This window comes from Rhizobium sp. BK289 (assembly GCF_014193575.1).
GTDB lineage: Bacteria > Pseudomonadota > Alphaproteobacteria > Rhizobiales > Rhizobiaceae > Rhizobium > Rhizobium tropici_C.
Genome location: NZ_JACHZO010000014.1, coordinates 152,514 through 177,572, shown reverse-complemented (window position 1 = coordinate 177,572; position 25,059 = coordinate 152,514). Strand labels below are relative to the sequence as shown.

Here is a 25,059-nt window from a genome sequence, read left to right as displayed (position 1 = left end):
CCGAAACACCGGAAGTGTGACTGTCCCTCGATCATCACCTGCATCTCAGTCATCCGTTCTATCGGCGGAGGTGGCCTCTTTCATGTCACCTCCTTCCGATGAGGGTCACAGCATCAAAACGCTTTTTCGCCCTTGGAGTTTCCCTAAACTTGTAGTTTCCCTAAGGCCCGCAAGGCATGGGCTTGTTCCAATTCCAAGATCAATTGGAGCGCCAAGGAATATAAAGGGACCAAGCGCGGCTATCTCATCAACCAGAGTACTGAGCGAGGGGTGCTTGACGAAGATCGAAAGATCGCATTCTAAAGTATTACGCGATCACCGCCGGCAATCTGCGAGAGCATGTTTTCAAACTCACCAATTTCCTGGGCCGACACCTCGTGCGCGCGGTCGGGCACGACGTCGCAACGCAAACTCGCTCGTGCCCGCGCGAGACTTTCGGCAGCATCGGCGAAAGCGTCGACAGGGATCCAAGGATCCTTGTCGGACCCGGTCAGATAAACCGGCATGCGATCAAGGTCAGCAAAGGGTCTGTCGCACTCCGTGGTGCCGACTCGGCAGCCGGTAAGATTGACCATGGCACCCCGCCATGGCCCGTATTTCATCGCATATTCCAGAGCCAGGCACGCGCCCTGGCTGAAGCCGCCGATCAACAAAGGCGTCGCGTGGCGACGACGGGTCAATTCGTCGGCAATGCCGCGAATATAAGCCAGCGAGCCTTCCAGTTCCTCTCGCGTCGCCGGCGTCAGCCGCTCCGTCGCCCGCGCTCCGTACCAGCTTCTGCCGGCAGCACGCGGCAGCACAAAAGCCACGCCCCACGCCTTAAGCCGACCAATCACCTGCTCGTGCATGTCTTCAGGCGACTGGGTACGCCCATGAATGAAGACGCAGTGGACTTGAGCCTCCTCGGGCGTAGCGCCGAGCAGGAGAGGTTCATGATGCATCGCCATCGCTCCGGCTCAGAAGTTGGCCGGTTCCAGGCCGGCGATCAGCTCTTCGCGACGGTTCTCGAACCACGGCGGGAAGACCAGCGTGGTACCGATCCGGTCGGCCGGTTCGTCAAGCGCCCAGCCGCCCTCGACCGACCAGGCGATCTCGAACAGCGCGCCGCCCGGTGAGCGGACGTAGCAGGACTTGAAATAGTTACGATCCTTCTGGTCGGAAACGTCCGTGAACCCCAAACCCTCCAGATGCGCCTTCAGCTGCAGCTGGTTCTGTTCGTCGCCAGTGTTCAGCGCCAGATGATGAATGGTACCGCCGGCAAGCGTCCAGGTGCCCTGCGGGCTATTTGCTTCATGCAGGATTTCGACCATGCTGTTGGGACCGTTTGCGTTCGGGACGGAGAACATCAGTCCCTCATTGCTGTCAGCCTCCTTTTTCATCGACAGGCCAACTGTCAGGAAGTCATCCATGGCGGTGCGATCGAACACGGCAATCGCCGCGCCGTAAATGCCCTTGATACCGTGCTCCGCCGTGACCCCTTGCGCCTCGTTGACGATGGGCGGCCGGTTGTCTGCAGGGCTTTCGACAAGTTCATGCGGAATGCCGCAAGGGTGTTTGAAGGCCACGCGCGCGATACCGAAGCGCGATATTTTCTCAGCCTCGATACCACGGGCATTGAGCCGCTCGACCCAATAGCCGGACGCGCCGGCAGGGATCGCCTGCTGGATGATCTTCGACTGGTTCGTTCCACGGCGGCCAAAAACGGCGGGCTTGCGGAACGGAAAGGTCGTGATGATCGTCGAAGCCTCGCCGCTGCGGGATCCGTAATAGAGGTGATAGACGGGGATGGTGCCGTCGAACAGCACGGTGCGTTTGACCGAATAAAGGCCAAGCGCTTTGGTATAAAAATCGTAATCCTCTTGCACGCCATCGGTGCAAAGGGTCAAGTGATGATAGCCGCTGACAAGTGCCATCGTTCTCCTCCCGTGAAACAATCGATCGTCCCGGGGCGCGGCCCTCCTCCGCTTTCTCCCCGTCGATTGGCAATCAGGCTCTCAGCCGCTTGCCAACCACTCAACACCTGCAAATATAGCCGATCTAAAACGACTGTTGATGAGATTGTTCATAAATACTATAGCATTTTGCTATGAAGATTGTGGAACATCACCTTGTTCAGCTTGCCGCCGTCATCGAAACCGGAGGCGTGACGGAAGCCGCCGCCATGCTTGGCATGACACAGTCAGCCGTGTCGCGGACCATCTCCATCCTCGAAAAGCGTGTAGGTGAGCCGCTGTTCGTTTCCGGCCGCCGGCCGATGCAGCCGACACCACTCGGCGAACAGCTTGGCCTGCAAGGCAAGGCGATTCTCGCGTCCTCGCGCAAGGCGATGGAAATCATCCGCAGCTTCAAGTCGGGTTCGTTCGGCCGCGTGCGGATCGGCGGCGTTCCTTTCTTCATGGATGCGGTTGTCTCGCCCATGATCGCCTCGTTCCAGCACGATGAGCCGGGGATCATGGTGCACCAGTCCTACGGCAACTATTCCGACCTTGTAAGCGAGCTCGAATCCGGCCAGATCGATGTCGCGGTTACACCGACGGGCTCCACCGACCTTCGCGCTGACCAGCAGTTCGAACCACTGCTGCCTGCGCGAAACGTGCTGGCCTGCGGTGCGGGCCATCCGCTGATGCGCAAACGCAATCTGGCAACGGAGGACATCCTCAATTATCCATGGGTCGCTCCTCTGCCCGGCTCGCCGCTGGTACTGGACCTGCACAATATTCTGCTCACGCTGGGAATTGAGGAAGTTTCGATCCGTTATGCCGGAGGCTCCCTGATGAGCGTCTTGAACTATCTGGTCGGAACGGACGCCCTGGCAATCCTGCCGCTTTCCGTCGCTCACTCGTTCCGGCGTGAAAACAGGATTAGCGTCATTCCGCTTGACATCCCGCAGCCGCAGCGCGCGCTCGGGATCATGACGAGAACGAAGCCTTATTCAAATCCGGCCGCCCGCAAGCTTATTGGACATCTGCGGCGCGAATTCTCCGAGCTGCGCCGGTCGGTCGAAAAGCACGAGCAGGAAATCCGCTGGGCCCACGGCCCTTTCATGGCCGAGCGTGAATGAAAGGGTCCGGGCCGAGCGGCCGTCGCCGCAATCGGCTGCGTGAGGCCGAAGCACAGGTTGTCGCGCTCCGGCCTTTTCGCGTCGCCGGCAAAGCCTAGCCCGGTTTCGAGGGTGCCAGCACGAAATCGTATTCGACCTCCCAGAACCAGCCCGGAAACTCCAGCTCGTGAGCCCGCGCCGCATCGTCGACGCGTTTGAATTCGGCCAGCAGGCTTTCCTTGACGCCGAAGACGGCGTCGGAGTTGATATAGGGATCGTGGGGGTCGAATATATGTGTCGTCAGCGTCTCGAACCCGTCGGCCTTGAGGATGAAATGCAGGTGAGCCGGGCGATAGGGATGGCGGCCGAGTCCCGCCAGGAGCTTGCCGACCGTACCGTCATCGGGGATCGGATAGAACTTCGGCTTGACCGCCCGGAACCAGTAGCGGCCGTCCGCGCCGGTACGGAACACGCCGCGCAGATTGAAGTCGGGCTGAATGCCCTTCTGCTGGACGTCGTAGAAACCTTCGTCGTTGGCCTGCCAGACGTCGAGAACGGCATTGGCAACGGGTCGGCCGTCGATATCGAGAATGCGGCCATGAATGACCATATCCTCGCCCTTCTGATCGAGGCAGATATTGGCCCCCATCGGCAATTCGGGCGCGTCCGCAACATGGAATGGTCCAAGCACGGTCGATTCCGACGCACCCGACGGTTTGCGGTTGTTGATCGCATCGACAAGCATCGACACGCCGAGCACGTCCGAAAGCAGGATGAATTCCTGCCGCCACTCGTTGCAGAGATGACCGGTCTGGGTCAGGTACATGATCGCCTTGAACCATTCATCCTGCGTCGGCTCGATTTCCTTGACCGCCTCGTGCAGCTTGCGCGTGATGACCTCGATCACCTGCTTCAGCCGCGGGTCACGCGCGTTGGCATTGCGCCCGGTGACGACCTCGACGGAGTTCTCCTCCGTGAAAAATCCCTTTTCATGCGTTTCCATAGCGAAAATCTCACAAAGCTAGAACAAAGGACAGCGCGCGACGAAGCTCCGCCACGGGATCCTGCGCGATGGTTTCGCGACGCCAGCAGACATGTTGGTCGGGTCGCACCAGAACGATGCCGCTGTCGCGGACCTCGCGCAGATTGGCCCAGTCGCCGGTCAGATCCTGCCAATGCTGGCGCGGCCCGATGATATGGGCCTCGATGTCGAGGCGAAGCTCACGGCCGAGCAGCTTCGCTGCCTCGACCCAACCGCGGCCGCCAATGCCGGTAAGCACCGTAAAACGGCCCTTGCCGCAAAGATCGAGCGTCGAAGCCTTGGCGCCGTCATCGGCAAAGATCCAGGCATGCGGCAGCCGCGCACCCGGCCAGGTGGTCGGCTGGTAGTGCAACTCCGCATCTCTCTCGAAGGCCGGCTCGGGCTCACCGTCGGCGAGAACGGCATCCGAGCGATAGCGCTGGTTCATTTCGACGCCGTGGGCATCGAATTCATAGACCTTGGCTGCGATCGCCTGACGGATGGCAGCACGCTGCGTTTCGGCTGCCGGCGTATCGTCGCAGCGCGCATCCATGTTCTGCTGCATTTTCACGGGGTCGATGGAATCGAGCAGGCCAAGCGCCTTGAAGATCGGCCCGAACTCCTCGATCGACTTGTTGGCTCTGGTCACGATCTGCTTGGCGATCGGGGCGCGCTCATGCTGGTAGCTGTCGAGCAAAGCGGGACCAGCCTTGCCTTTCAACACATAACTGAGTTTCCACGCGAGATTGAAAGCATCCTGGATCGACGTATTGGAGCCCAGTCCGTTCGATGGCGGATGCCGATGGGTGGCATCACCCATGCAGAAGACCCGGCCGTTCTGCATCGTCGTTGCATAGAGATTATTGACGGTCCAGGTCGAAACCGACTGGATTTCCACCGCCAGCTCGTGGTCCCCGACGAGGTCGCGCACCACCTTGGTGGCGAAGGCCGTGTCTACATCCGGCGCCGGCTGGTTGATGTCGTATCCCCAGACGATCAGCCATTCATTCCATGGCCGAACCATGCGCACCAAGCCCATGCCGATGCCGCCGACGTCGGCGCCCGGCTGGACGACCCAGTAGAGCACCGAGGGGCGATGGGCGACGTATTTCGAAAGATCGGCTTTAAAGAGAATGTTCATCGATCCGCCGACGCCCATACGGCCCTCGAAGCTGAGCCCTGCATCTTCCGCCACCTTGGAGTTGCCGCCATCGGCGCCAATCAGGTATTTGGACCGGACCGTGAGCTCCGCGCCTGTGAGCCTGTCGCGGCAGGTCGTCGTTACGCCGTCGGCGTCCTGTTCGTGGCGAATATATTCGGTCGACATCCGCGCCTGCGCGCCGCGCGAACATGCCGTCTTGAAGAGCAACGGCTCCATGAAGGTCTGGGGCAGATCGTTCATGTGCGAGGGGGACGACAGCTGATGCTCGGCCCGGCTCACCGGATGCGTTCCCCAACTGCGCATACGCCCGATCTCTTCGCCAGCAAGCGAGGTGCAAAAGACGTTCTGACCCATCAAATCCTGCCCGGTGGCAAAGAGATAGGCCTCGTCCTCGACATCCCTTCCAAGATCGCGCAAAACCTCCATCGTGCGCTGGTTGGTGATATGCGCGCGCGGCGTGTTGGCCAGCCAGCGGTAGCGGTTGATGACCATAGTCTCGACGCCGTAGCTGGCAAGCAGTGCCGCTGAGGCCGAGCCGGCAGGGCCTGTCCCTATGATCAAAACGTCGGTATTGATGTCAGCCATGCGGCCCTCCCTTGATAGTCCTGGTCAATGGTCCACCGGCAAGGATGCGGCGAACGGGAAAAAGTTGAAGTCCGGTGCGCTCGGCAAATAGGCCCCACAGTCCCCGCGGGGCAAACAGCATGACGGCAATGCCGAGAAGGCCGAGAACGAGCAGATACCAAGAGCCGTACTCGGCAAAAAGCTTCTGCAGAATGAAGAAAACGATGACGCCGACGATCGGTCCCTCGATCGTGCCGATGCCGCCAATGACGACGATGAAGATCACATAGGCGGTCCAATCGGTGACCGAGAAGGCGGCATCTGGCGAGATGCGCGCTTTTTGCAGGTAGATGAGCGCGCCGGTCAGGCCCGTGACGAAGGCGGCGGCGAGATAGACGGCAAATTTAATGCGGTTTGGATCGATACCGACCGATCTTGCCGCCTCGCGGTTGTCACGCACGGCGGCAAGCCCCAATCCCTGCTTGGAACGCAATAGCCGATAGGCAAAGCCGATGGCGGCAAACGCCAGCAAAAGCGCCAGCCAATAGCACACCATATCCGCGGCCTGGGCAGGCCGCACACCGAACCATTCGGCAGCAAAGCGGGTACCCGGCAGATCGCGCGTGATACCGGAAGGCAGCGATGTTCCCGTGCCGCCGCCGAGCGCCTTCCACTGCGCCAGGGACAGCCGCGTTACCTCGGCGATCACCCAGGTACCGATCGCGAAATAGGCACCGTGTAACCGGAAGACGAAAAAGGCCGTCGGCACGGAAAGCATCATGGCGGCAAGCCCGCCGAGCACGATCGCGACAACAGGATTGAGCCCGCTGAGGATGACGGCAGCGGACATGACGTAGGCCCCGAAGCCGACGAAGGCCTGCTGGCCGACCGAAACGAGCCCGGCATAGCCGGCAAGCAGGTTCCAGCATTGCGCGAGCGTCAACATCGTCAGGATGAAGAACAGGTTCTGAAGCACCGCGCGGGGAACCAGAAAGGGAGCGGCAACGCCTGCTGCGACCATTGCAACGATGAGAATCACCGCAAACGACGAGGCGCGATTGCGCGTCGATACGGTCCAGCCGGGCAGCGGCGCGGGCGAAGCGGAATCGGAGGAAAGCCTCTCATGCACCATGTCAGTCCACCGCCCTTGGAAAAAGCCCGCGCGGGCGGACCAACAGCACAAGAAGAAATGCCACATGGCCCGCAAGGATCTGCCACTCGGGATTGACGGCTGCGCCCATCGTTTGCGCGACGCCGATGATCACGCCGCCGGCGAGCGTACCCCAAAAGGAGCCGAGCCCGCCGATGATGACCGCCTCGAAGGCGTAGATCAGCCGCGCCGGGCCCATCGTTGGGTCGAAATTGGCGCGTATGCCGAGAAAGAGGGCCGCAATCGTTACCACAACCATCGCAAGGCCCGTCGCGGTCGCGAAGATGCGGTCGGAGCGGATGCCCATCAGGCCCGCCGTGGCGCGATCGTCGGAGGTGGCGCGGAAGGCGCGGCCGAGGCTCGTCTTGTAGAAGACGAGGTTGAGCCCAACGATGACAGCAACCGCCGCCAGGAAAGTCAGGAGCGGCATAGTGCCGACACTGACCGGCCCGAATTTGAGAGACGCGGTTTCCAGCGCGCCCACCGAAACGCGGCGGCTATCGGCGGAAAAGCCTTCCAACAGCGCGTTCTGGATAACGACCGAAAGGCCGAAGGTGACAAGCAGCGGCGGCAGTATGTCGTCTCCAATGGTGCGATTGAGCACGAGGAACTGCAGGGCCCAGCCGACCGCATACATCACCGGAACGGCGACGAGCGCCGCAACGAAAGGATTGAGCCCGAGCGCGCTGACCAGCACCAGAAGCAGGAAGGCGGCCAGGACGATAAGATCGCCATGCGCGAGATTGACCAGCCGCATGATGCCGAAAACGAGGCTCAGGCCGGCCGCGAACAGCGCGTACAGACCGCCAAGCAGAATGCCTTGTATGATCGTGTCGAGCCAGTTCATCCCGTATGCACTCCGAAATAGGCAGAATGGATGTCGGCGCGGCTAATTGCGTCCGGTGTTCCGGTCAGCGTCACGCGTCCCTCCATCATGCAATAGAGACGGTCTGCCACCTTGAGTGCCTGGCCGATATCCTGCTCGACGATCACGATGGCTGCGCCCTCGGCGCGGATTTTGGGAAAGGCTGCGTAGATATCGCGGATCACCACCGGTGCCAGGCCCAGGCTGATTTCATCACAGAGCAACACCCTCGGATTGGACATCAGCGCCCGGCCGATCGCAACCATCTGCTGCTGGCCGCCCGATAGCGCGGTGCCGGAATTGCCGCGCCTCTCCTTCAAGACCGGAAAGAGCTCGTATATTGTCTCAAGCGTCCACGCCCCTTTGACGCTGCGCCCATATTTGCCGATCAGCAGATTTTCCTCCACCGTCAGCGACGGGAAGAGCCTGCGACCTTCCGGCACCATGGCGACACCGAGCGCCATGACCTCGGGGGCCGGCAGTGCGCCGATCGGCCTGCCATCGAAACTGATCTGGTCGGGCTCGTTGGCGAGCATGCCCGAAATCGAGCGCATCAGCGTGGATTTGCCAGCGCCGTTTGCGCCGATGATCGCCAAAGTCTCACCGGCATCAAGCGTGATGTCGACCCCGAAGAGCGCCTGGAAGTCGCCGTAGAAAGCCGTGAGGCCCCGTGTTTCAAGAAGAGCCATCAGACGTCAATCCCGAGATAGATCTGGCGGACCGCCTGCGATTCCATGATTTCGGCCGGCCTGCCGAGGCCGACCACCTTGCCGAAATTCAGGACGAGAAGACGGCTCACCACGGAATTGAGGGCATGCAGCACGTGCTCGACCCAGATGATGGAGACACCGGCTCCGTGGATCGTCCGGATCGTCTCCACCAGCTCGCCACATTCGCCCTCCGTGAGGCCCCCGGCGATCTCATCGAGCAGCAGCACCTTGGGCTCCGTCGCCAACGCCCGCGCAAGTTCGAGGCGTTTGCGCTGGAGGAGGCCGAGACTGCCGGCGGCCTGATTGGCGCGCGCAATCAGGCCGGTGTTCACCAAAATATCCGCGCAGCGCTCCGACACCTCGCGTTCCGTCTTTCGCGATCCGTAGGCGGCAGCGACCAGAAGGTTTTCGAAGACGGTCAGCTGCTGGAAGGGCTGCGGGATCTGGAATGTGCGGCCGATCCCTGCCAGGCATCGCGCCATCGGCGGCTGGCGCGTCACGTCTTCGTCGCGATAGATAATCCGCCCCTCATCGACGCGCAGATTGCCGCTGATGAGATTGAACAGGGAGGATTTTCCCGCACCGTTCGGCCCGATGATGCCGAGCGCCTCTCGGCTCTCCAGCGCAAACGACACTCCATCCGCGACCTTCAGGGCGCCGAAGCTCTTCGAAACGTTTTCGAGGGCAAGTATGACCATCGTCTTCCTGATTGGTGTCCGTTTCGTCCTTCGCCGAATCCGGCGCATGACCGCCTCCGGGCCGAACCCGGTCAAGGCATCACGCCGAGGCGATCGGCTCCATCTTGCCGCCTGTGGGAATATTGGGAGCAGTCCTGTTGTCGGTGATGACGAGATCGTAGCCGCCGCCGTCCTTCAATCTCCACTGGCCGCCAACGAGCGGTGTCTTGGCCACGTTCTTCGCGGCAAAAGGCGGGACATTGGCACCGTCCCAGGCGACCGGGCCAACGATCGTGTCCAGCTTGGTCGCTGCGATCGCTTTGACTACAGCCGCGCTGTCCGGCGGGTCCGCCCGCTTCATGACATCGACCGCCAATTCGAAAAGCGCGTGAACGAAGCCGATCGGCTGCGTCCAGGGCCGGCCTGTGGCTTTGGTGAAGCCTGCGGCAAGTTCCGCGGCGCTCTCTCCCGTCAGCGAAGATTTGAACGGGTGGCTGGCAGACCACCAGACCTCGCAGGACAGGTTGTGACCACTCTTGCCCAAAGCCTCAAGAGCTTGCGGGAATAGGATGGCCTTGCCGATGGAGGCGATCTTTGGATGGAAACCCTGCTGCTTGGCCTGGTTCCAGAAGGTGGTGAAATCAGGCGGGATCATGACGCCTGTGATGACCTCGCAGTTGCCGGACTTGAAGGCATTGATCTGCGCGGAAAAATCATCGGTCAGGTTCTGGTAGCGGCCGGGATCGGCAAGGGTGTAGCCGCCTTTTTCGAGAACCGGCGGGAAACCGACCACTTTATCGCCCCAGGCATTGCCGTCCCCGTCGTTCGGGAAGAGGCCGCCCACCTTCTTGTTGGTTTCCAGCTGCTGCCACATGTTGGTGTAGACAGCGATCACATCCTCCAGGCCCCAGAAGAAATGAAAAGTGCTGTTGAAGGGCTTCCATGATGAGGGGTCGCCTGGATTGGCCTGCTGACCGATGAACCAGGGCTGCCAGGGAGCGGCCGTCGAGATGCAGGGCATCTCTTCCGCCTCGCAGGTAGTGGCGACCGGATTGGTGGTTTCCGGCGTCGATGCGACGAGCACGAGATTGACCTCGTCCTTGACGATCAGTTCCTTGGCGACTTCGGCGGCGCGGTTCGGGTTGGACTGGCTGTCCTTGACTACAATTTCGTAATTGAGCCCGGCGGCCTTCGTCTTGGCCAGGAAGCCGTCAAGGATGAACTTGTCGGCCTCGGCGAAAGCGGCAAGCGGCCCGGTCTGCGGGCTGACATAACCGAGCTTGATCGCCGCTCCCTTGGCGATCGCGGGCATGGCAAGGCTGGATGTCGCCGCAAGCGCGCCGGTCGCCGCCGCGGTTTTCAGCAGGTCACGTCTCGTAAACATTTTGGTTTCCTCCTCCCAAAGTAAACACAAGCGTTTTAGAGTGGTGGGCGTTCTCCCGCCCAGGCGTCCTGAAGCAGCGTGCGGATCGAGGCTCGGTCGATCGGCCGCGGATTGGCATAAGGGTTGCGCGTGGCGATTTCGGCGGCGCGGTCGAGATCGCTCTCGGTGAGGCCGAAATCCTTCAGCGCCAGCGGCGAGCCGACGGATCTGGCGAAATCGTAGAGCCCCTGGCCCGGCGTGCCGCCGAAAATGCTCCCTATCGGCGCAAGCAGCTCCGGCACTGCGACGGCATTGAAGCCGATCGTGTGCGGCAGCATGATCGCATGCGTCTCCGCATGCGGCGTGTCGAAACTGCCGCCCAGCGTGTGGCAGATCTTGTGATGCAGCGACATGGAAATCTGCCCAAGCACGGTGCCGCAGAGCCAAGCGCCGTAGAGTGCCTTTTCCCGCGCCTCGGCATCGCGCGGCGTCTTGACGATCACCGGTAGCGCTTCGGCAAATGCGCGCATGCCCTCGATCGCCATCATGGTGGTAATGGGGTTGCGATCATCGGCATAAAGACCTTCGGCGGCATGCGCGATGGCGTTGAGGCCGCTGGTGACGCTCATGGTAACAGGCAGGCCAAGCGTCAGGTCGGGGTCATAGATGACCACCTCCGGCACGATCTTCGGGCTGCGAACCGTCGTCTTGATGCCGCCTTCCGTCTGACCGAGGATCGGCGTTACTTCCGAACCAGCATAGGTGGTCGGGATGACGATCTGATGAATGTCGGTACGGTAGGCCATCGCCTTGCCAAGACCGGTAGTCGAGCCGCCGCCAAGCGACAGGACGCAATCGGCCTGAAGTGCGGCCGCGCGCGCCAAGGCCTTCTCGGTGACATCGACCGGGGTGTGCATCGTGGCGCCTGCAAACGTGCCGACTGCAAGCGCGCCAATTCGCGCGGCCAGCGCCTCGCCGTCGGCTGCCTGCTGCGGTGTCGTCAGCACCAGCGCGCGGCGGCAGCCTAGCGTCTCGATCCATTGGGCGACGCCGGCGCTCGCTCCGGAAGCAAAGACGACGCGTGTCGAATGCGGCTGATAGGAAAAATCGAGTGTCATGCTGACCTGCGCTCCTCTCGCGCCCGCACCATTACGAAGGTGAAATCGAGCGACCAGCAATTGCCTTTGATCGGCGTCGGGCCTTCAATGCCGCCAACCGGCAGGAATGTGCCGACCAGTTCCTGTTTGACGCCGAACAATGCGTCCTGTGACAGATGCGGATCGCGCCCATCATAGACGTGGGTACTGATCGTCTCGAAGCCGGGTGCCGTGATCGTAAAATGGAGGTGCGCCGGGCGGCGCAGCGGATAGCCGATCGCATGCAGCGTCCGTCCGACCGGTCCGTCGCAAGGGACGGCATAACCGCCCGGTCGAACCGTCCTATAGGAAAAGCCGCCATCTATATCAGTGCTGAAAACACCACGCAGATTGAACTCCGGCTGGAGATCCGGCTGCTGGTTCTCGTAAAACCCTTCCGCATTGGCCTGCCATGTCTCGACCTTCGCGCCGACGACGGGATTTCCGTCGAGATCGGTCACGCGGGCATTGACCTGCAACGGCTCGCCAATGCCGTCGAGCGATATATCCGCGCCCGACACAAGCCGCGGGGCATCGGCTCGATAGAACGGGCCGCGCACGGTGTTGGGCGTAGCGCCCTTCGGGCGGCGGGTGTTGATCTCCTCCACCAGCGCCGTCACACCCAGAAGATCGGAGAGCAGCACCCATTCCTGCCGTTTGTGGTCACTTACGTGACCGACTTCGGTCAGAAATTCGATGGCGTGTCGCCAATCCGCATGGGTCGGCCGTGTTTCCTTGATGGCCTGATGGATATGTCCGACTAGCGCGGTGAGGAAGGCCGGCAGCGGGCCGGCGCACTGCGCCAGTCGCTCTGCCACAAGCGCAGCCGAATCCGCTTCTGTAAAAGACATGATCACCATGGCACCTCCTCAACCGTACGTTATCAGCTCCAAACGTAGCAGTTGATGATTTTTCTGCAGTTTAATATACCTTATTGCTATGAAGATGGATGAACGACACCTGATACAGCTTGCCGCCGTCGTGCAGGCCGGTGGAGTGACGGAGGGAGCGGCCCTGCTGGGGCTCACCCAGCCGGCGGTGTCGCGTACCCTTGGCATGCTGGAAAAGCGGCTCGGCGAACCGTTGTTCGTCAAGGGCCGCCGGCCGTTGCAGCCGACCCCACTCGGCAGGGCGCTCGCCGACCACGGTCAAGCCATGCTGGTGGCTGCGCGCAAGGCCTCGTCGCTTGTCGACGGCTTCCGACACGGACGGACGGGCGTGGTGCGCGTCGGCGGCACGCCCTTCTTCATGGATGCGCTGATCTCTGGCATGATCGCCGAGTTCCAGAATGCCACACCGGACGTGCGCATCGAACAGAGCTACGGCTACCTGCCGGATCTGCGGGCGGCGATCGACGCCGATCGCATCGACCTCGCCATTTGCCCGATCGACGTGCTGGACGAGGGCTCCGGCATGCGCTTCCAGGAACTGCTTCCTGGCCGCAACGTCGTCGCCTGCCGTGTAACGCACCCCCTTCTCCTGAGACGCAAGCTCGCGCCTGCGGAACTCCTCGACTATCCCTGGATTGCACCGCCCACCGGCAGCCCGCTGTTTGCCGATCTGCACAGTCTCGTCCTCTCGCTCGGCGCCACCGAGGCGAAGATCCGTTATTCCGGCGGCTCGCTGGTGAGCGCAATCAACTATCTGAAGGCGAGCGATGCGCTCACCATCCTGCCGCACAGCGTCGTTTTCGCCTATCGCAATGACAAGTCGATCACGGCACTGCCGGTCAATATTCCTCATCCCGAGCGCGCGCTCGGTCTCCTACGGCGCACCGAGGAAATCCGTGTCCCGGCAGTCGAGGCCTTCTGCGCCCATATTCGCAAGAGCTTCGAAGACCTCAGGCACCTGATCAAGCGCCATGAGCAGGCGGTGATCTGGAGCCTGTGACGGCTCATGACGTTCTTCAAAATGTTGCAGAATCGTCCGGCCATAGGAACAACGGCGCCAAGCCGGCATCGGCCATCGGGCGCAGTCCGTGCCAGGCGCGGTTAGCATAGACCAAGGCGTCGTCCCGGCGCTCCTCATGCGCCCCGGGAGAGGCCTCAAGGAGTTCGGCTGAGACCAGACAGGCGCCGGGGAGCGGAAACAGTCCGCGAACCGCTGCCCGGAACCAGAGGCCGACATCCGGATAATAAGGTTCGCCGCTTTCGAACCGCGCCCAGCGCACGTCAGGCCCGAAACGATCCCTGCCGCTGGTGGCGCAGAGCCGGGCAAGCTCCTTGTCGCTGCGGCGCACGAAATGCACGACCACCGTCTGCGCCCGACGCACGGCGTGCGCACTGGAGGAATTATCCGACAGGGAGAAAGCCACCATCGGCGGCGAGGCGCTGATCGAGATCAACGAGCTTACCGTCAGGGCCACCGGCCCGTCACCCGGATCGGCGGTGATGATGGCAACGCCCGCCGGATGGTGGCGGAAGGCCATCGTGAAAGCCTCCGTCACGCCGGCAGCGACCGTCGCCGGAGCTTCACGCTCCTGCTTTCCGGACTGCGCCATCATTTCTTCTCCACCAGGTCGTAGAACTGCCAGACGCGATCGCTCCACAGCCCGCCGATCTCGCGGCCGGCGGCACCGATAATGTTGGTGTTGATCGTGAAATGGTTGGCCGCCACCAGCATCTCGCGGTAGGTGCGCTGCATCACGCCGTCGCGCAGCGACGCACCACCGGCAGCGCGGTAGACGAAGTGGCAGGCATCGACGCCCGCCTCGTGCACTTCCGACTTGGCGAGATGCACGAGGGTGATCTGCCGCGTAGATACCCGGTTCCCCGCCTCGATCGAGGCCTCCACGTCGCGCCAGACCTCAAACAAAAAGGCGCGGGCGGCGCGCGCGCGAGCTTCCGCACGGCCATAATCGAACCAGAATTTATCGCTCTCGCCGAGCATGCCGGCGCGACCGGTTTTGGTCACGGCGAACTTGGCCATTTCATCGAGCATGCGGCGGGATGCGCCGATCGCCCAGCCCGAATGGCCGATGGCAGCCAGCCCGACGACGCCGAGGCTGAAGAATTCCTTCTGGCGCTGCGGCTCGGCGGTCATGATCGGGAAAACCATGTCGTCGGCGATGAAGACATCCTTGGCGTCGTAGTCGATGCTGCCGGTTCCCTGCAGGCCGAGCACGTTCCAATTGCCGAGCAGTCCATGCTCGCCGACCGGCGCATGGGCGCAGAGCACCACGACGTTACCATTCTCATCCTTAGCCGGATGACCGTTGCCGTCGTCGAGCAGGGCGGCGGTATGGGTGAATGTGGCGTGGTGAATACCGCTTGCATAGGACCATTTGCCGTTCAACAGATAGCCGCCATCGACCTTCTTCAGCATGCCGGTCGGCGTGCCCTGGCCCGAAAAGCGGTTGTCGGTGCCACCGCCGAAAAGGCGCGAGATCGCGGTATCGGGCAGGAAGGCGGCTGACATCGCCCCGATGCAGGCATGCACCATCGACACCCAGCCGGCAGCGCCGCTGTGGTAGGTGATGGCCTCGATCAACTGCAGGCCCTGCGTCGGCGACAGCTGTGCGCCGCCGAGTTCTTCAGTCGCGAAGATATGCGACATACGCAGCGGCTTCAGCGCCTCGAAAGTAGGTTCGTTCAGCTTGCCGAGCTTTTCGGTGGCGACAGCATTTTCTTCAAGCACGGGCCCGATCTTGCTGATATGCTCGAGAAGGTGGGCGAAGTTCGTTTTGGTGCCCCAATATGCGGCGCCATGTTTCAAAGGTGCGTTCATCTGTTCCTCCTGACAATCTGGTGTGTTCTCGCGGCAAGCTGTCTCAGCCAGCGAGGAAATCGCCGATGGCGGTCACCACGCGCGGGTCCTCCTGCATGGCGAAATGGCCGACCTCCGGCACTATTAGGGTGCGGGCGTTCGGAATGCGTTTTTCCCAGAGCGGCGCCTGCGACGCGGGCAGCATTCGGTCCTTCTCGCCCCAGACGATCAGTGTCTCGTTCGGGATGCGGGAAAGCCAGCGGCCGAGATTGGGATGGCCCATGCCGTGGGCCTTGACGATGTTGCCAAGCGCCCGCGCCTCCTTTTCGCGAGCGGCAAGGAAGGCGTCGAGCGGCGGGCATTCGGCTCCGCCCGGAAAATAGCGCAAGGCAACGTCGATATTATGCGCGAGATAGCCGGGTAGCGCCTCGGGCGCGATGGCCGACAGGTCGGCGCCAGGATGATCTGGATCGTTGAGGCCAGCCGGCGCATTCAGCACCAGCTTGCCGAAACGCTCGCCTGCGACGACGGCCATTTCGGCAGCCATCCAGCCGCCCATGGAATGGCCGACGAGATGCGGCCGATCGAGGCCAAGGGCGGCGACGAGGCGCAGGTTGTGAACGACGATGTCCTGCATGCCGGCGATATGCGGCGCCTCGCCGCTGTCGCCAAAGCCGGGATGGTGGGGCAAGTAGACGCGGAAGCGATCGGCGAGGCCCCGCGCCCATTCCGTGCCTTCGATGGTGGCGGCGCCGTGCAGCGCGAGCGCGGCGGGGCCTTTGCCGATGACGCGTACAGCGGTCGCAACACCTTCGATGTCGTAATGCACTGTTTCGAAATTCATTCCAATCCTCCTCCTATGCCGTTTCAGCCGACCGCGGGCGTAATCAGCACCTTGCATTGCGTGGTGCGTCGCCTGAGCGTCTCAAATGCCGCTGGCACGGCGGCAAGACCGATCCGACCAGTCACCAGCGCCTGCGGCCGATGGCGGCCAGGGCCGAGCGCCTGCAGCGCCATGTCGAACTCCGCCATGGTGAAGAACACGGCGAAGATCACCTGTATTTCCTTGGAAATCGCCGCGAACGGGTCCCATGTGTCGCCGCCGACGCAGAGGCCGACTGCGACCACCGTGCCATGCACGCGTACCAGCCGGCAGGCAGCATCGATCAATCCGCGTTTGCCGACGCATTCAAAGACGATGTCCGGTGCGCCACCGGTCAATGCGCGAAACTCCTCCGCCAGACCCTCCCCGGAGAGTGCGAAGCCCGTGGCGCCGATTTCGGCGGCACGCTCTGCCTGGTGGCGGTTCAGATCGGCGATGACGACATGGGCAGCTCCCAGCCGCCTGGCCCAGAAGGCGACGAGAAGACCGATGGGGCCTGCACCGAGAATCAGCACGCGGTTGCCCGGCTTCAGCCCCGAACGCATGACCGCATGCAGGCCGACTGCGACTGGTTCGGCCAGAGCCCCCTCCTCGGTCGGCAAATCGTCCGGCAAGCGGCGGCACTGACGGGCAGCGACGGTGACAAATTCGGCATAGCCGCCGCCGATCAGCCGCATCTCGGCGCACCACGCGGGTTCGCCGCGCGAGCAGCTGTCGCAGTGGCCGCAGCCGCGCATCGGTGCGACGGCAACCCGGTCGCCGGTTTTGAAATTCGCGACCTCAGCGCCACCGGTCACCACTTCGCCGGAAATTTCATGGCCGAGGACGCCGCCTCTTTCGAGCGCGAAGGTTTCGGGATCTTCCGTCATGTGCAGGTCGGAGCCGCAAATGCCGCAGGCGGCAACGCGGAGCAATATCTCATCGACGCCGGGCTGCGGCGTTTCGATCGTTTTGACATCGAGCGGTCGTCCGACGGCCTCGAACAGTGCCGCCCTCATCGCGGGCCCTCCAAAAGCGTGCGCCTTGTCGGGAACCAGGAGGCGTTTGTGGCCTTCTGGATCAATCCCCAGAGGCCGCCGCGGGCAAAAAGCGCCATGATGAGGGTGAGTAGCCCGAGGACGACGAGATAGGTGGCGCCGTACTGTCCGAACAGGCGGTCGGCGACAAAATAGACAAGCGCGCCGATCAGCACCCCTTCGAGCGAGCCGAGGCCGCCGACCATAACGATGAAGATCGCCACATTCGCCCAGGTCGGGCTATAGGCGGCCGGTGGCGTTATGCGCAGCTGCGCCATGAAGTAGATGGCACCGGCAAGGCCAGTGCCGACGGCGGCGGCAACCCAGATCAGGAATTTCAGGAGGCCGACATTGACGCCCTGGCTTGCCGCGGCAATCGGATTGTCTCGGACGGCGACCAGCGCCAAGCCATAGCGCGAACGCAACAGCAGATAGCTGCCGCCGACGGCGACAAGCAGCATCAGCGCCGCCAGTACCGAAATGCCGATTGCGCGTTCGGTAGGCGTATAGCCGGACATGACACGCAGGCTCATGCCGGCGCCGGCATTGACATAGCTGAAGACCGACGTGGCAAGGCGCATGACTTCCGCCACCACCCAGGTGCCGATGGCGAAATATGGGCCATCGAGCCGATGCAGCAGGCCATAGGTGAGTGCCGCCAGTATCGCCGGTGCGATGACCGACAAAGGCACGGCGAGGAAGGGGCTTAAGCCCCAAAGCTGCGCCATGATGAACATTGCATAGGCGGCCGTACCGACGAAGGCCTGCTGGCCGACGGAGACGAGGCCACCATAACCAGCGAGCAGGTTCCACATCTGCGCGACGGTGATGTAGCAGCACAGTTCAACGACATCGCGGATGAGACCTTGGCTTGCCCAGAGCGGCATCGAAGCGACAGCCGCGAGCAGCGCGACGCTGATAACGAGTGCAATCAGGCTCGAGCGCGTCTGGCGCTGTACGCGCACGGCGGGCCGAGGGACGGCATCGGTCAAACGGGCGGCGAAGGCATTGGTCACGGCTTCAACCCCTTCCTAGGAAGCCCTGGGGACGTAGGGCGAGGATGATCAGAAAAACGAGGTGGCCGGCGAGGATGCCGAAGCCGGGGTCGATGCGGAATCCCACCGACTGGCTGACCCCGAGCGCCATCGCTCCGAGGAAGGCGCCCCAGATCGAGCCCATGCCGCCGATGATGACAGCCTCGAAGGCGTAGATCAGCTGGAAGGCCCCGTCGGCAGGCGCCACGGTCGAACGCAACGACTGGAAGACCGCGGCAAATCCGAGGATCGCGACAGCGATTGCCGTTGCCCCGGTATAGACCGTCTTCGGGTTGACACCTGTCAGCGCCGCGGCTTCCACATCGGCCGAAGCTGCGCGCAGGGCACGGCCAAAGCGTGTCGAGCGCAACGCGACATCGAGGCCGCCGGTCAGCACGGTCGCCGTCAGAAGCACGATCACTGGCAAGACGCCGACGAAGAGCGGCCCGAGTTGGAAGGAGGCATGCACGATGTCGCCGCCGCCTAGCGAGCGGGTGTCGGCCGACCATATCTGCAGCATGGCGTTCTGCAGGGCGATTGAGAGCCCGAAGGTGGCGATCAGCGAGGGAAGCGGATCGGCGCCGACGACGCGGTTGAGGATGAGTCGCTGCAGGATGACGCCGATGATGGCCCCAAGCACCACGAGGATCACCAGCACCGACCACGGGCCGAGCGAGAATGTGGTAGCCAGGCTGATGCCGATCAGCGCCAGGAGGATCACCAGGTCGCCATGGGTGATGTTGACGACGCGCATGACGCCGAACATCAGCGCCATGCCGAGCGCGTATTGGGCATAAAGACCGCCGAGAAGAATGCCCTGGACAAAGCCGTCAAGCCACAGCATGGGCCCCTCCGAAATACGCTTCGCCAATCGCTTCGCGCGAGATATCAGTTGATCGGCCGGTAAGGCTGACGCGGCCTTCGAGCATGCAGTAGAGCCGGTTCGACGAGGAGCGGGCGAGCCCGACGTCCTGCTCCACCAACACGATCGCCGTACCTGTTTCACAGATCGACGGCAGCGCCTGGTAGATTTCCTTCACCACCTTCGGCGCGAGGCCCAGGCTGATTTCGTCGCAAAGAAGTACGCGCGGCTGGCTGAGCAGCGCCCTGCCGATCGCCACCATCTGCTGCTGCCCACCGGACAGGGACTGCACAGGCACGGCCTGCTTTTCCTTCAGGACCGGAAAGAGCGCGAACAGGCGCTCCAGCGTCCAGCCATTGGCGGCGGATTTGCCGGCATGGTCGATAGCGACGCGCAGATTGTCGATGACAGACATGCCGACAAAGAGGCGACGGCCCTCGGGCACGATCGCCACGCCATCGGCCACCATCCGGTGCGGCTTGGCGCCGCCGACCGGCCGTCCCTCGAGCTGCACCATGCCCGGCGCAACGCTCAGAAGGCCCATGATCGATTTCAGAAGCGTCGACTTGCCGGCACCGTTTGCCCCGATCAGGGCGACGACCTCGCCCGCGGCAATCTCGAAGTCGATACCGTAAAGAGCCTGAAAATCGCCGTAGCGGGCGACCAGTCCGTGTGTGGAAAGCAGTGCTGCGCTCATGCCTCGACCCCCATATAGACCCTTCGCACCTCCGGACTTTGGATGACTTCGGCCGGCACACCTTCTGCGATCTTTTCCCCGAAATTGAGCACCAGCATGCGGTCGGCGACGGCGAGCAGCGCGTGCAGCACATGTTCGATCCAGACGATGGTGATCCCACTGTCGCGGATGCGGCGAATAAGCGAGACGAGCGCCCTGCCCTCGTCGTCGGTGAGCCCGCCGGCAATCTCATCGAGCAACAGGAGCTTTGGCGATGAGGCAAGAGCACGCGCCAGTTCCAGCCGCTTACGGTCGAGCAGCGTCAGCGAGCCGGCCGAACGGTTCGCCTTGTCGGACAACTCGCAGGCCTTGAGGATCTCTGCGCAGCGCTGATAGCTCTCGGCATCCTTGGTGCCGCTGCCGAAAAAGGCGGCGACGAGGAGGTTTTCGAAGGTCGTCATACCGACATAGGGACGCGGGATCTGGTAGGTCCGGCCGATGCCGATTTTGCAGCGGCGATAGGGCGGCTGCCCAACGAGTTTCTGGCCGTCAAAGACCAACTCACCGCGATCGACACGCATGTCGCCGCTGATCAGGTTGAATAGGGTTGTCTTGCCGGCACCATTCGGGCCGACAATGCCCAGAACCTCGCCAGCGCCGACCGTAAAACTCACCTCGTGCAGGACCTTGAGAGCCCCGAACGATTTGCTGAGGTCGCGTGCCTCGAGTAGTACGTCGTTTTCCATGCTCCTCCACCCCGGCCTTTTAATGCCGGCGGCGCGTTTTGAGCGCGCCCTTCGATCCTCCGTCCGATCCGCCCCGGCCCGATCGCATCAAGCAGGGGCGGTATCTCGCTTTGCCTTGGCTTCACGCCTTGTTCAGGCAGTCCGCCAGGGCAGCGGCACGATCTTGCGCTCCGGCTGGAAGAGCTTGTTGACGGTATTGTCGACGATCTTCAGATCATACGGCCATTTGTCGCCCTTGACCCATTGCCCGCCGAAAATCGGCGAGGTCGCCACGTTCTGATGCGGTCCCTTGGCGAAATTGACTGGGCCGATCAACGTTTGCATGTTGGTGGCGACAACCGCCTCGAGATTGGCGATGCGGTCGAGCGGGTTCTTGGAGCGCTTGAGAACGTCGATCGCCACTTCGAGGATGGCATGGCTGTAGCCGAGCGGCTGCGTCCACTGCTTCTTCTTTTCCGCTTCCCACTGGTCGGCAAGATCGCGGCTCACCTGACCGGTCAGCGTCGACTTGAAGGGAAAGGCGGGGGTCCACCAGACTTCCGAAGACATGCCCTCGCCGAGCGAGCCCATGGCTTCCACGCCCGAGGCGAAGAGCAATGCAGCCGCGACCGTGATCGCCTTTGGCTTATAGCCCTGCTGGGCGCACTGGTTGACGAAGGTCTTCAGATCGGCCGGATAGGCAATACCGCCGATGATATCGCAGTCGGCTTGCTTGAAAGCCGTGATCTGCGCCGAAAAATCGTTGGTGCGCGGCTGGAAGAAGCCGGGAACGACGATCTCGAAGCCGGCGTTCTTGGTGGGGGCAGGCAGGCCATAATCCATGTTGCCCCATGTTTCACCATCGGCGTTCTGCGGAAATAGCATGCCGACCTTGCGGTTGCTGTCCAGCGTGTTCCAGAGGCCGACATAGGTGTTCAGCGCTTCGTCCAGGCCCCAGAAGAAGTGATAGGTCCATTTGAACGGCTTGTCCTTGCCTCCACGCGGGAAGATGACCGCCTGCCAAGGCGCGCCCGTCGAAATGCAGGGGCATTCGTTGAGTTCGGCCTGGTCGGCAGCAGGGCTTACCGTATCGGTCGTCGACGCCGGCAGCAGCAGGTGAACGCCCTCATTGAGAATGAGATCGCCGGCGACTTCCGCCGACTTGTTGGGGTCCGACTGGCTGTCGCGGATCAGGAATTCGACATCGTAGTGGCCGGCCGCCGTCTCCAGACCATTCTTGAGCTGCGCCTTGACCTTTTCCAGAGCCCAGCCGTCGGTCTCACCGAAAAGGGCAAGAGGCCCGGTCGCCGGCGTGATGAAGCCGACCTTGATCGTTCCAGCCGATTGCGCGCGGGCAATCGTCGGCGCACCGAGTGCCGAGGCGGCAAGGCCGGCGCCTATTCCCTTCAGCACCGTGCGGCGAGAAGGCATCGACAAACTGCTTTTCGATTCCATTATTTTATCCTCCCTCTGAAGCTCATTCGCCGGCTGCGATTCCTCCTCCCGCATCCGGCGAAGTTCATTTATTTGATGCGGTGCATCGAACCTCCGTCGATGACAATCTGGCTGCCCGTGACGTAGGACGAGCAAGGCGACGCGAGATAGAGAGCAAGCCCCTTGATGTCCTCGGGATCGCCAATCCGCCCGATCAGCGATTGCTGTTCGAAGGCCTTGCGATCCGCCGGTATCCGCAGCCTGCCGCCGGCGATGTTGGTCATGAAGGGACCAGGCGAGATGCAATTGATGAGAATGCCGAATTGGCCCAATTCCATCGCCATCTGGCGTACGAAATGGTCTACGCCGGCCTTGGCTGGCATGTAGGGCGTGCCGACGATCGCCTCATTGATCTGGGCAGCGATCGACGAGGTGACGATGATACGGCCGCCTCCCGTCGCTTTCATGTGCCGGGCCGCATGCTTGACGGTTGTGTAGACCGAAGAGAGATTGACCTCGATCACCCGATCCCAGTGGTGATCGTCGAGAACATCGATGGCGCCGCCTTGGAGCCGCTCACCTGTCGTCGACAGGAAGCCGGGCCCAGCATCGATGCCCGCATTTGCAAAGACGATGTCGATCCGTCCCTGACGCTCTGCTACCGCGTCGAAAGCCGCCGCCATGGCCGGCCGATCCGAGACATCGATCTCCAGACCGCAAACGTCAGCTCCATGTCGGGCGATTTCCGCCACGACACGGTCGAGATTTTCGCCATCCATATCGAAAATGCAGACACGAGCACCGTTATCCGCCATCACTTCCGCATAGGCCCGCCCTATGCCGCTCGCACCGCCGGTCACGATGACCGATTTGCGGCGAACGTCGAACATATCCTGCAAGCTCGTCATTTTTCCTCCCGTGCCGTCGAGGATGGCATGCCCGAGCCTCGGCCCGAACTTCCTCCATTCTGCCTTGCCCTCCCCGACGCAGCAGAATTGGTTCATTAGGACGAGAAATCCCGACTGCCTGTCAAACACCGCCGACGGGCAATCAGAAGAAGTTCTGCAGGCAAACTCCAACAGATTGAAACAGAACCATATTTTTTAAGGGGCCTGCCCCCGGCTTGCGGACCCACCAGGGCGATTGTTTGCTGAAATAATGAAATTGCTTTATGAAATCATCAAACGGCCATCCGTGAAGGATTGCCGAACCGCGTGCTGCGCGGAAGAGGTCTTGATGCAGGGATTGATCGAATCTTCTAAGATGCTGGATCGAGGCGGCAATCCGACCGTCCGGCAGCTTCTCTCCAGCCTGGTCTTCAATCCGAATGACGGAACGATCCAGCTGAATGGCGCGCGCATCGTCATGCAGCGCGCGTCCGCCCTTTCCGATCTGAGGCGGGAGCTGGTGGGCTTGCTCGGCGAGAAGGAGGCACGCATCTTCCTTTTGCGCCTGGGCTTCATGTCCGGCCGCTCGGACGCACGCTTCGTACGCGCCGGCTGGCCAAATCTTGACATAGGTGACGCCTTCACGGCCGGAACGCGGCTGCACACCTTCAGCGGCGTGGTGCGTGTCGAAACCGTCTTCAACTCCTACGACTTCCGCAAGAAGCGATTTTCTGCCGAGTTCCTTTGGCGCGACAGCGTCGAAGCCGCGGAGTTCAGTAAGACGCGACTGGCATCCGAACCCGTCTGCTGGACGCAGCTTGGTTACGCCTCGGGTTATGCCAGCGAGTTCTTTGATACGCTGATCGTGTACAAGGAGATCGAATGCGCGGCGCAGGGCCACAGCCATTGCCGGGTGGTCGGAAAGCCAGCCGATGGCTGGGGCCGCAACGATCCAGAGGTGATGCTTTTCCGCGAGCGTATCGATGTTGCCGACGACATCAGCCGCGCTCCCGCCTCGCGCGGCAACGCCGCGCGCGCCACCGACACGTCCTTCTCCAGCCTCGACAACCTCATCCTGTTGCCGGTCCGCGACAGGCTCGATCGCCTGGCGGCCACGACCCTGCCCGTGCTGATAACTGGTGCGCCGGGAACGGGGCGCGGTAGTGCCGCGCGCTATCTGCACCGAAGGTCTGGAGCCCCCACGGCAGATCTACGGCGCCTAGTTGGGATGCAAGTTGACCTTGCGCTTTGCGCCGAGGTCGCACGGCCGATTAAGGCAAGCCGCCAGACATCCCATCGCGAGATGATCGTCATCGACGCTGTCGAAACTATACCTCACGACGTCCAGCGCCACTTCGCCCGCGCAATCGAGGAAGGCATCGCGACAGGCGGGCCTCGCATCATCGCGGTCGCTGACCAGCGCTTTGCGACGGAGGAGCAAGGCTCTCTAAAAGAACTCTTTTCGGTTCTCTCGCCGATAACCGTTCGCATGCCGACATTGAGTGAAAGAGAAGGCGAGCGAGTGGCGCTGGCGCGATCGATGTTGCCGGTGCTTACGGCTCGAATGAACATCGAGCCTCTCCGTTTCGAAGCGGCAGCCGAGGAATTGATCGAGGCAGAACGCTGGCCAGGAAACTTGCGCCAAATGCGTAACGTACTTATCGCCGCGCTTGACACAAAGACCACCAACACAACGATTTCCGCTGCGCAGATCGAAGCTCAGCTGACACGCTTTCCTGTCAGTTCGGAGAGCGACAGCCGCGAACACGGGGGAACGCCGGCCGATCCCCATCAATTGTTAGAATCCGAAGGATTTTCTCTCAGTACTCTTGAACAGGCGCTATACACGGCGGCTATGGAACGGGCGCAGGGAAATCTTTCTGCCGCCGCTCGCATGCTTGGACTGACCCGAGCCCAGCTTGCATACCGCATAGAAAGTGGGCTGGAACGAAAACCACAGGGGAGGAAGAGCTGATAGGAATACCGGCCCGATCGCCTGAAACACAAGGTATCGAACATCTCGGACCGAGGCCCTTATACAAGATCTGGACTCGCATTTCTGTTCTTCAACCTAGAACCCGATCGGAATTACGAATCGGCAACCGGATCGATCCGGAGAATGGATTCGTCCTTCCATACAGGGCGCTTA

Annotated in this window: 24 protein-coding genes and 1 pseudogene; 4 read left to right on the top strand and 21 right to left on the bottom strand. The window is 62.1% G+C overall.

The window, feature by feature from the left end; translation table 11 throughout:
* Positions 1 to 165: 165 nt before the first annotated feature.
* Positions 166 to 258 (top strand): annotated as a pseudogene (locus FHT84_RS31540) (3'-5' exonuclease); the annotation flags it as partial.
* Between the two features lie 41 nt (positions 259 to 299).
* Here the strand turns inward: FHT84_RS31540 and FHT84_RS24380 are convergent.
* Together FHT84_RS24380 and FHT84_RS24375 are read right to left on the bottom strand one after the other, a co-directional pair.
* Positions 300 to 941: a phospholipase gene (locus FHT84_RS24380; RefSeq protein ID WP_246713302.1), complete on the bottom strand. Its 642-nt coding sequence runs from the start codon at positions 939 to 941 to the stop codon at positions 300 to 302.
* A gap of 15 nt (positions 942 to 956) precedes the next feature.
* Complete coding sequence (locus tag FHT84_RS24375; protein ID WP_145645257.1) at positions 957 to 1,913, bottom strand: VOC family protein; 957 nt, start codon at positions 1,911 to 1,913, stop codon at positions 957 to 959.
* A 173-nt stretch (positions 1,914 to 2,086) separates the two neighbouring features.
* Here FHT84_RS24375 and FHT84_RS24370 point away from each other — a divergent pair, with 173 nt between their 5' ends.
* Positions 2,087 to 3,061 (top strand): LysR family transcriptional regulator, encoded by a 975-nt coding sequence (locus tag FHT84_RS24370; protein WP_113248730.1) that lies wholly within the window; start codon positions 2,087 to 2,089, stop codon positions 3,059 to 3,061.
* Between the two features lie 94 nt (positions 3,062 to 3,155).
* On the opposite strand, the gene FHT84_RS24365 is transcribed toward FHT84_RS24370, so the two are convergent.
* The 9 genes from FHT84_RS24365 to FHT84_RS24325 form a co-directional block, all read right to left on the bottom strand.
* Positions 3,156 to 4,043: an intradiol ring-cleavage dioxygenase gene (locus FHT84_RS24365; RefSeq protein WP_183764401.1), complete on the bottom strand. Its 888-nt coding sequence runs from the start codon at positions 4,041 to 4,043 to the stop codon at positions 3,156 to 3,158.
* A 10-nt stretch (positions 4,044 to 4,053) separates the two neighbouring features.
* Complete coding sequence (locus FHT84_RS24360) at positions 4,054 to 5,808, bottom strand: FAD-dependent monooxygenase (protein ID WP_183764404.1); 1,755 nt, start codon at positions 5,806 to 5,808, stop codon at positions 4,054 to 4,056.
* Positions 5,801 to 6,919 (bottom strand): branched-chain amino acid ABC transporter permease, encoded by a 1,119-nt coding sequence (locus FHT84_RS24355; protein WP_183764407.1) that lies wholly within the window; start codon positions 6,917 to 6,919, stop codon positions 5,801 to 5,803. Before FHT84_RS24355 ends, FHT84_RS24360 begins: the two co-directional genes overlap by 8 nt.
* 1 nt (position 6,920) lies before the next feature.
* Positions 6,921 to 7,784, bottom strand: a complete 864-nt coding sequence (locus FHT84_RS24350; protein ID WP_183764410.1) for a branched-chain amino acid ABC transporter permease — start codon at positions 7,782 to 7,784, stop codon at positions 6,921 to 6,923.
* On the bottom strand, positions 7,781 to 8,491 hold the full coding sequence (locus FHT84_RS24345) for an ABC transporter ATP-binding protein (RefSeq protein ID WP_113248725.1): 711 nt from the start codon (positions 8,489 to 8,491) through the stop codon (positions 7,781 to 7,783). The genes FHT84_RS24350 and FHT84_RS24345 overlap by 4 nt, the downstream gene beginning before the upstream one ends.
* Entirely contained in the window at positions 8,491 to 9,210 is a 720-nt protein-coding gene (locus tag FHT84_RS24340) for an ABC transporter ATP-binding protein (protein ID WP_183764412.1), read from the bottom strand. The genes FHT84_RS24345 and FHT84_RS24340 overlap by 1 nt, the downstream gene beginning before the upstream one ends.
* 79 nt (positions 9,211 to 9,289) lie before the next feature.
* On the bottom strand, positions 9,290 to 10,573 hold the full coding sequence (locus FHT84_RS24335) for an ABC transporter substrate-binding protein (RefSeq protein WP_183764415.1): 1,284 nt from the start codon (positions 10,571 to 10,573) through the stop codon (positions 9,290 to 9,292).
* 35 nt (positions 10,574 to 10,608) lie between these two features.
* Positions 10,609 to 11,670, bottom strand: coding sequence for a maleylacetate reductase (locus FHT84_RS24330; protein ID WP_183764418.1), 1,062 nt, complete (start codon positions 11,668 to 11,670; stop codon positions 10,609 to 10,611).
* Positions 11,667 to 12,548, bottom strand: a complete 882-nt coding sequence (locus tag FHT84_RS24325) for a dioxygenase (protein ID WP_183764420.1) — start codon at positions 12,546 to 12,548, stop codon at positions 11,667 to 11,669. Before FHT84_RS24325 ends, FHT84_RS24330 begins: the two co-directional genes overlap by 4 nt.
* A 79-nt stretch (positions 12,549 to 12,627) precedes the next feature.
* Here FHT84_RS24325 and FHT84_RS24320 point away from each other — a divergent pair, with 79 nt between their 5' ends.
* Positions 12,628 to 13,578 carry a LysR family transcriptional regulator gene (locus FHT84_RS24320; protein ID WP_113248720.1) on the top strand — a complete coding sequence of 317 codons (951 nt, stop codon included), beginning with the start codon at positions 12,628 to 12,630 and terminating at the stop codon, positions 13,576 to 13,578.
* 16 nt (positions 13,579 to 13,594) lie between these two features.
* Here the strand turns inward: FHT84_RS24320 and FHT84_RS24315 are convergent, their stop codons facing one another.
* From FHT84_RS24315 to FHT84_RS24270, 10 genes are all read right to left on the bottom strand, one after another.
* Positions 13,595 to 14,188, bottom strand: coding sequence for a flavin reductase family protein (locus FHT84_RS24315; protein ID WP_113248719.1), 594 nt, complete (start codon positions 14,186 to 14,188; stop codon positions 13,595 to 13,597).
* The gene (locus FHT84_RS24310) at positions 14,188 to 15,414 is read right to left on the bottom strand and encodes an acyl-CoA dehydrogenase (protein ID WP_113248718.1); all 1,227 of its coding nucleotides are present in this window, start codon (positions 15,412 to 15,414) and stop codon (positions 14,188 to 14,190) included. Before FHT84_RS24310 ends, FHT84_RS24315 begins: the two co-directional genes overlap by 1 nt.
* Before the next feature lie 43 nt (positions 15,415 to 15,457).
* Positions 15,458 to 16,237, bottom strand: a complete 780-nt coding sequence (locus FHT84_RS24305; RefSeq protein ID WP_183764423.1) for an alpha/beta hydrolase — start codon at positions 16,235 to 16,237, stop codon at positions 15,458 to 15,460.
* A 23-nt stretch (positions 16,238 to 16,260) separates the two neighbouring features.
* On the bottom strand, positions 16,261 to 17,274 hold the full coding sequence (locus FHT84_RS24300) for an alcohol dehydrogenase catalytic domain-containing protein (RefSeq protein WP_113248716.1): 1,014 nt from the start codon (positions 17,272 to 17,274) through the stop codon (positions 16,261 to 16,263).
* Entirely contained in the window at positions 17,271 to 18,308 is a 1,038-nt protein-coding gene (locus FHT84_RS24295; RefSeq protein WP_348647374.1) for a branched-chain amino acid ABC transporter permease, read from the bottom strand. The genes FHT84_RS24300 and FHT84_RS24295 overlap by 4 nt, the downstream gene beginning before the upstream one ends.
* Before the next feature lie 4 nt (positions 18,309 to 18,312).
* Complete coding sequence (locus tag FHT84_RS24290; RefSeq protein WP_113248715.1) at positions 18,313 to 19,170, bottom strand: branched-chain amino acid ABC transporter permease; 858 nt, start codon at positions 19,168 to 19,170, stop codon at positions 18,313 to 18,315.
* The gene (locus tag FHT84_RS24285) at positions 19,157 to 19,885 is read right to left on the bottom strand and encodes an ABC transporter ATP-binding protein (RefSeq protein ID WP_113248714.1); all 729 of its coding nucleotides are present in this window, start codon (positions 19,883 to 19,885) and stop codon (positions 19,157 to 19,159) included. Before FHT84_RS24285 ends, FHT84_RS24290 begins: the two co-directional genes overlap by 14 nt.
* The gene (locus tag FHT84_RS24280) at positions 19,882 to 20,610 is read right to left on the bottom strand and encodes an ABC transporter ATP-binding protein (RefSeq protein ID WP_113248713.1); all 729 of its coding nucleotides are present in this window, start codon (positions 20,608 to 20,610) and stop codon (positions 19,882 to 19,884) included. The genes FHT84_RS24285 and FHT84_RS24280 overlap by 4 nt, the downstream gene beginning before the upstream one ends.
* Before the next feature lie 132 nt (positions 20,611 to 20,742).
* Positions 20,743 to 22,044, bottom strand: coding sequence for an ABC transporter substrate-binding protein (locus FHT84_RS24275; RefSeq protein ID WP_246698613.1), 1,302 nt, complete (start codon positions 22,042 to 22,044; stop codon positions 20,743 to 20,745).
* A 68-nt stretch (positions 22,045 to 22,112) separates the two neighbouring features.
* A complete protein-coding gene (locus FHT84_RS24270) occupies positions 22,113 to 22,931 on the bottom strand; it encodes an SDR family NAD(P)-dependent oxidoreductase (RefSeq protein ID WP_145645289.1) in 819 nt (272 codons plus the stop codon).
* 250 nt (positions 22,932 to 23,181) lie between these two features.
* On the opposite strand from FHT84_RS24270, the gene FHT84_RS24265 reads away from it, so the two are divergent.
* The gene (locus FHT84_RS24265) at positions 23,182 to 24,885 is read left to right on the top strand and encodes a XylR N-terminal domain-containing protein (protein ID WP_348649338.1); all 1,704 of its coding nucleotides are present in this window, start codon (positions 23,182 to 23,184) and stop codon (positions 24,883 to 24,885) included.
* Positions 24,886 to 25,059 lie beyond the last annotated feature (174 nt).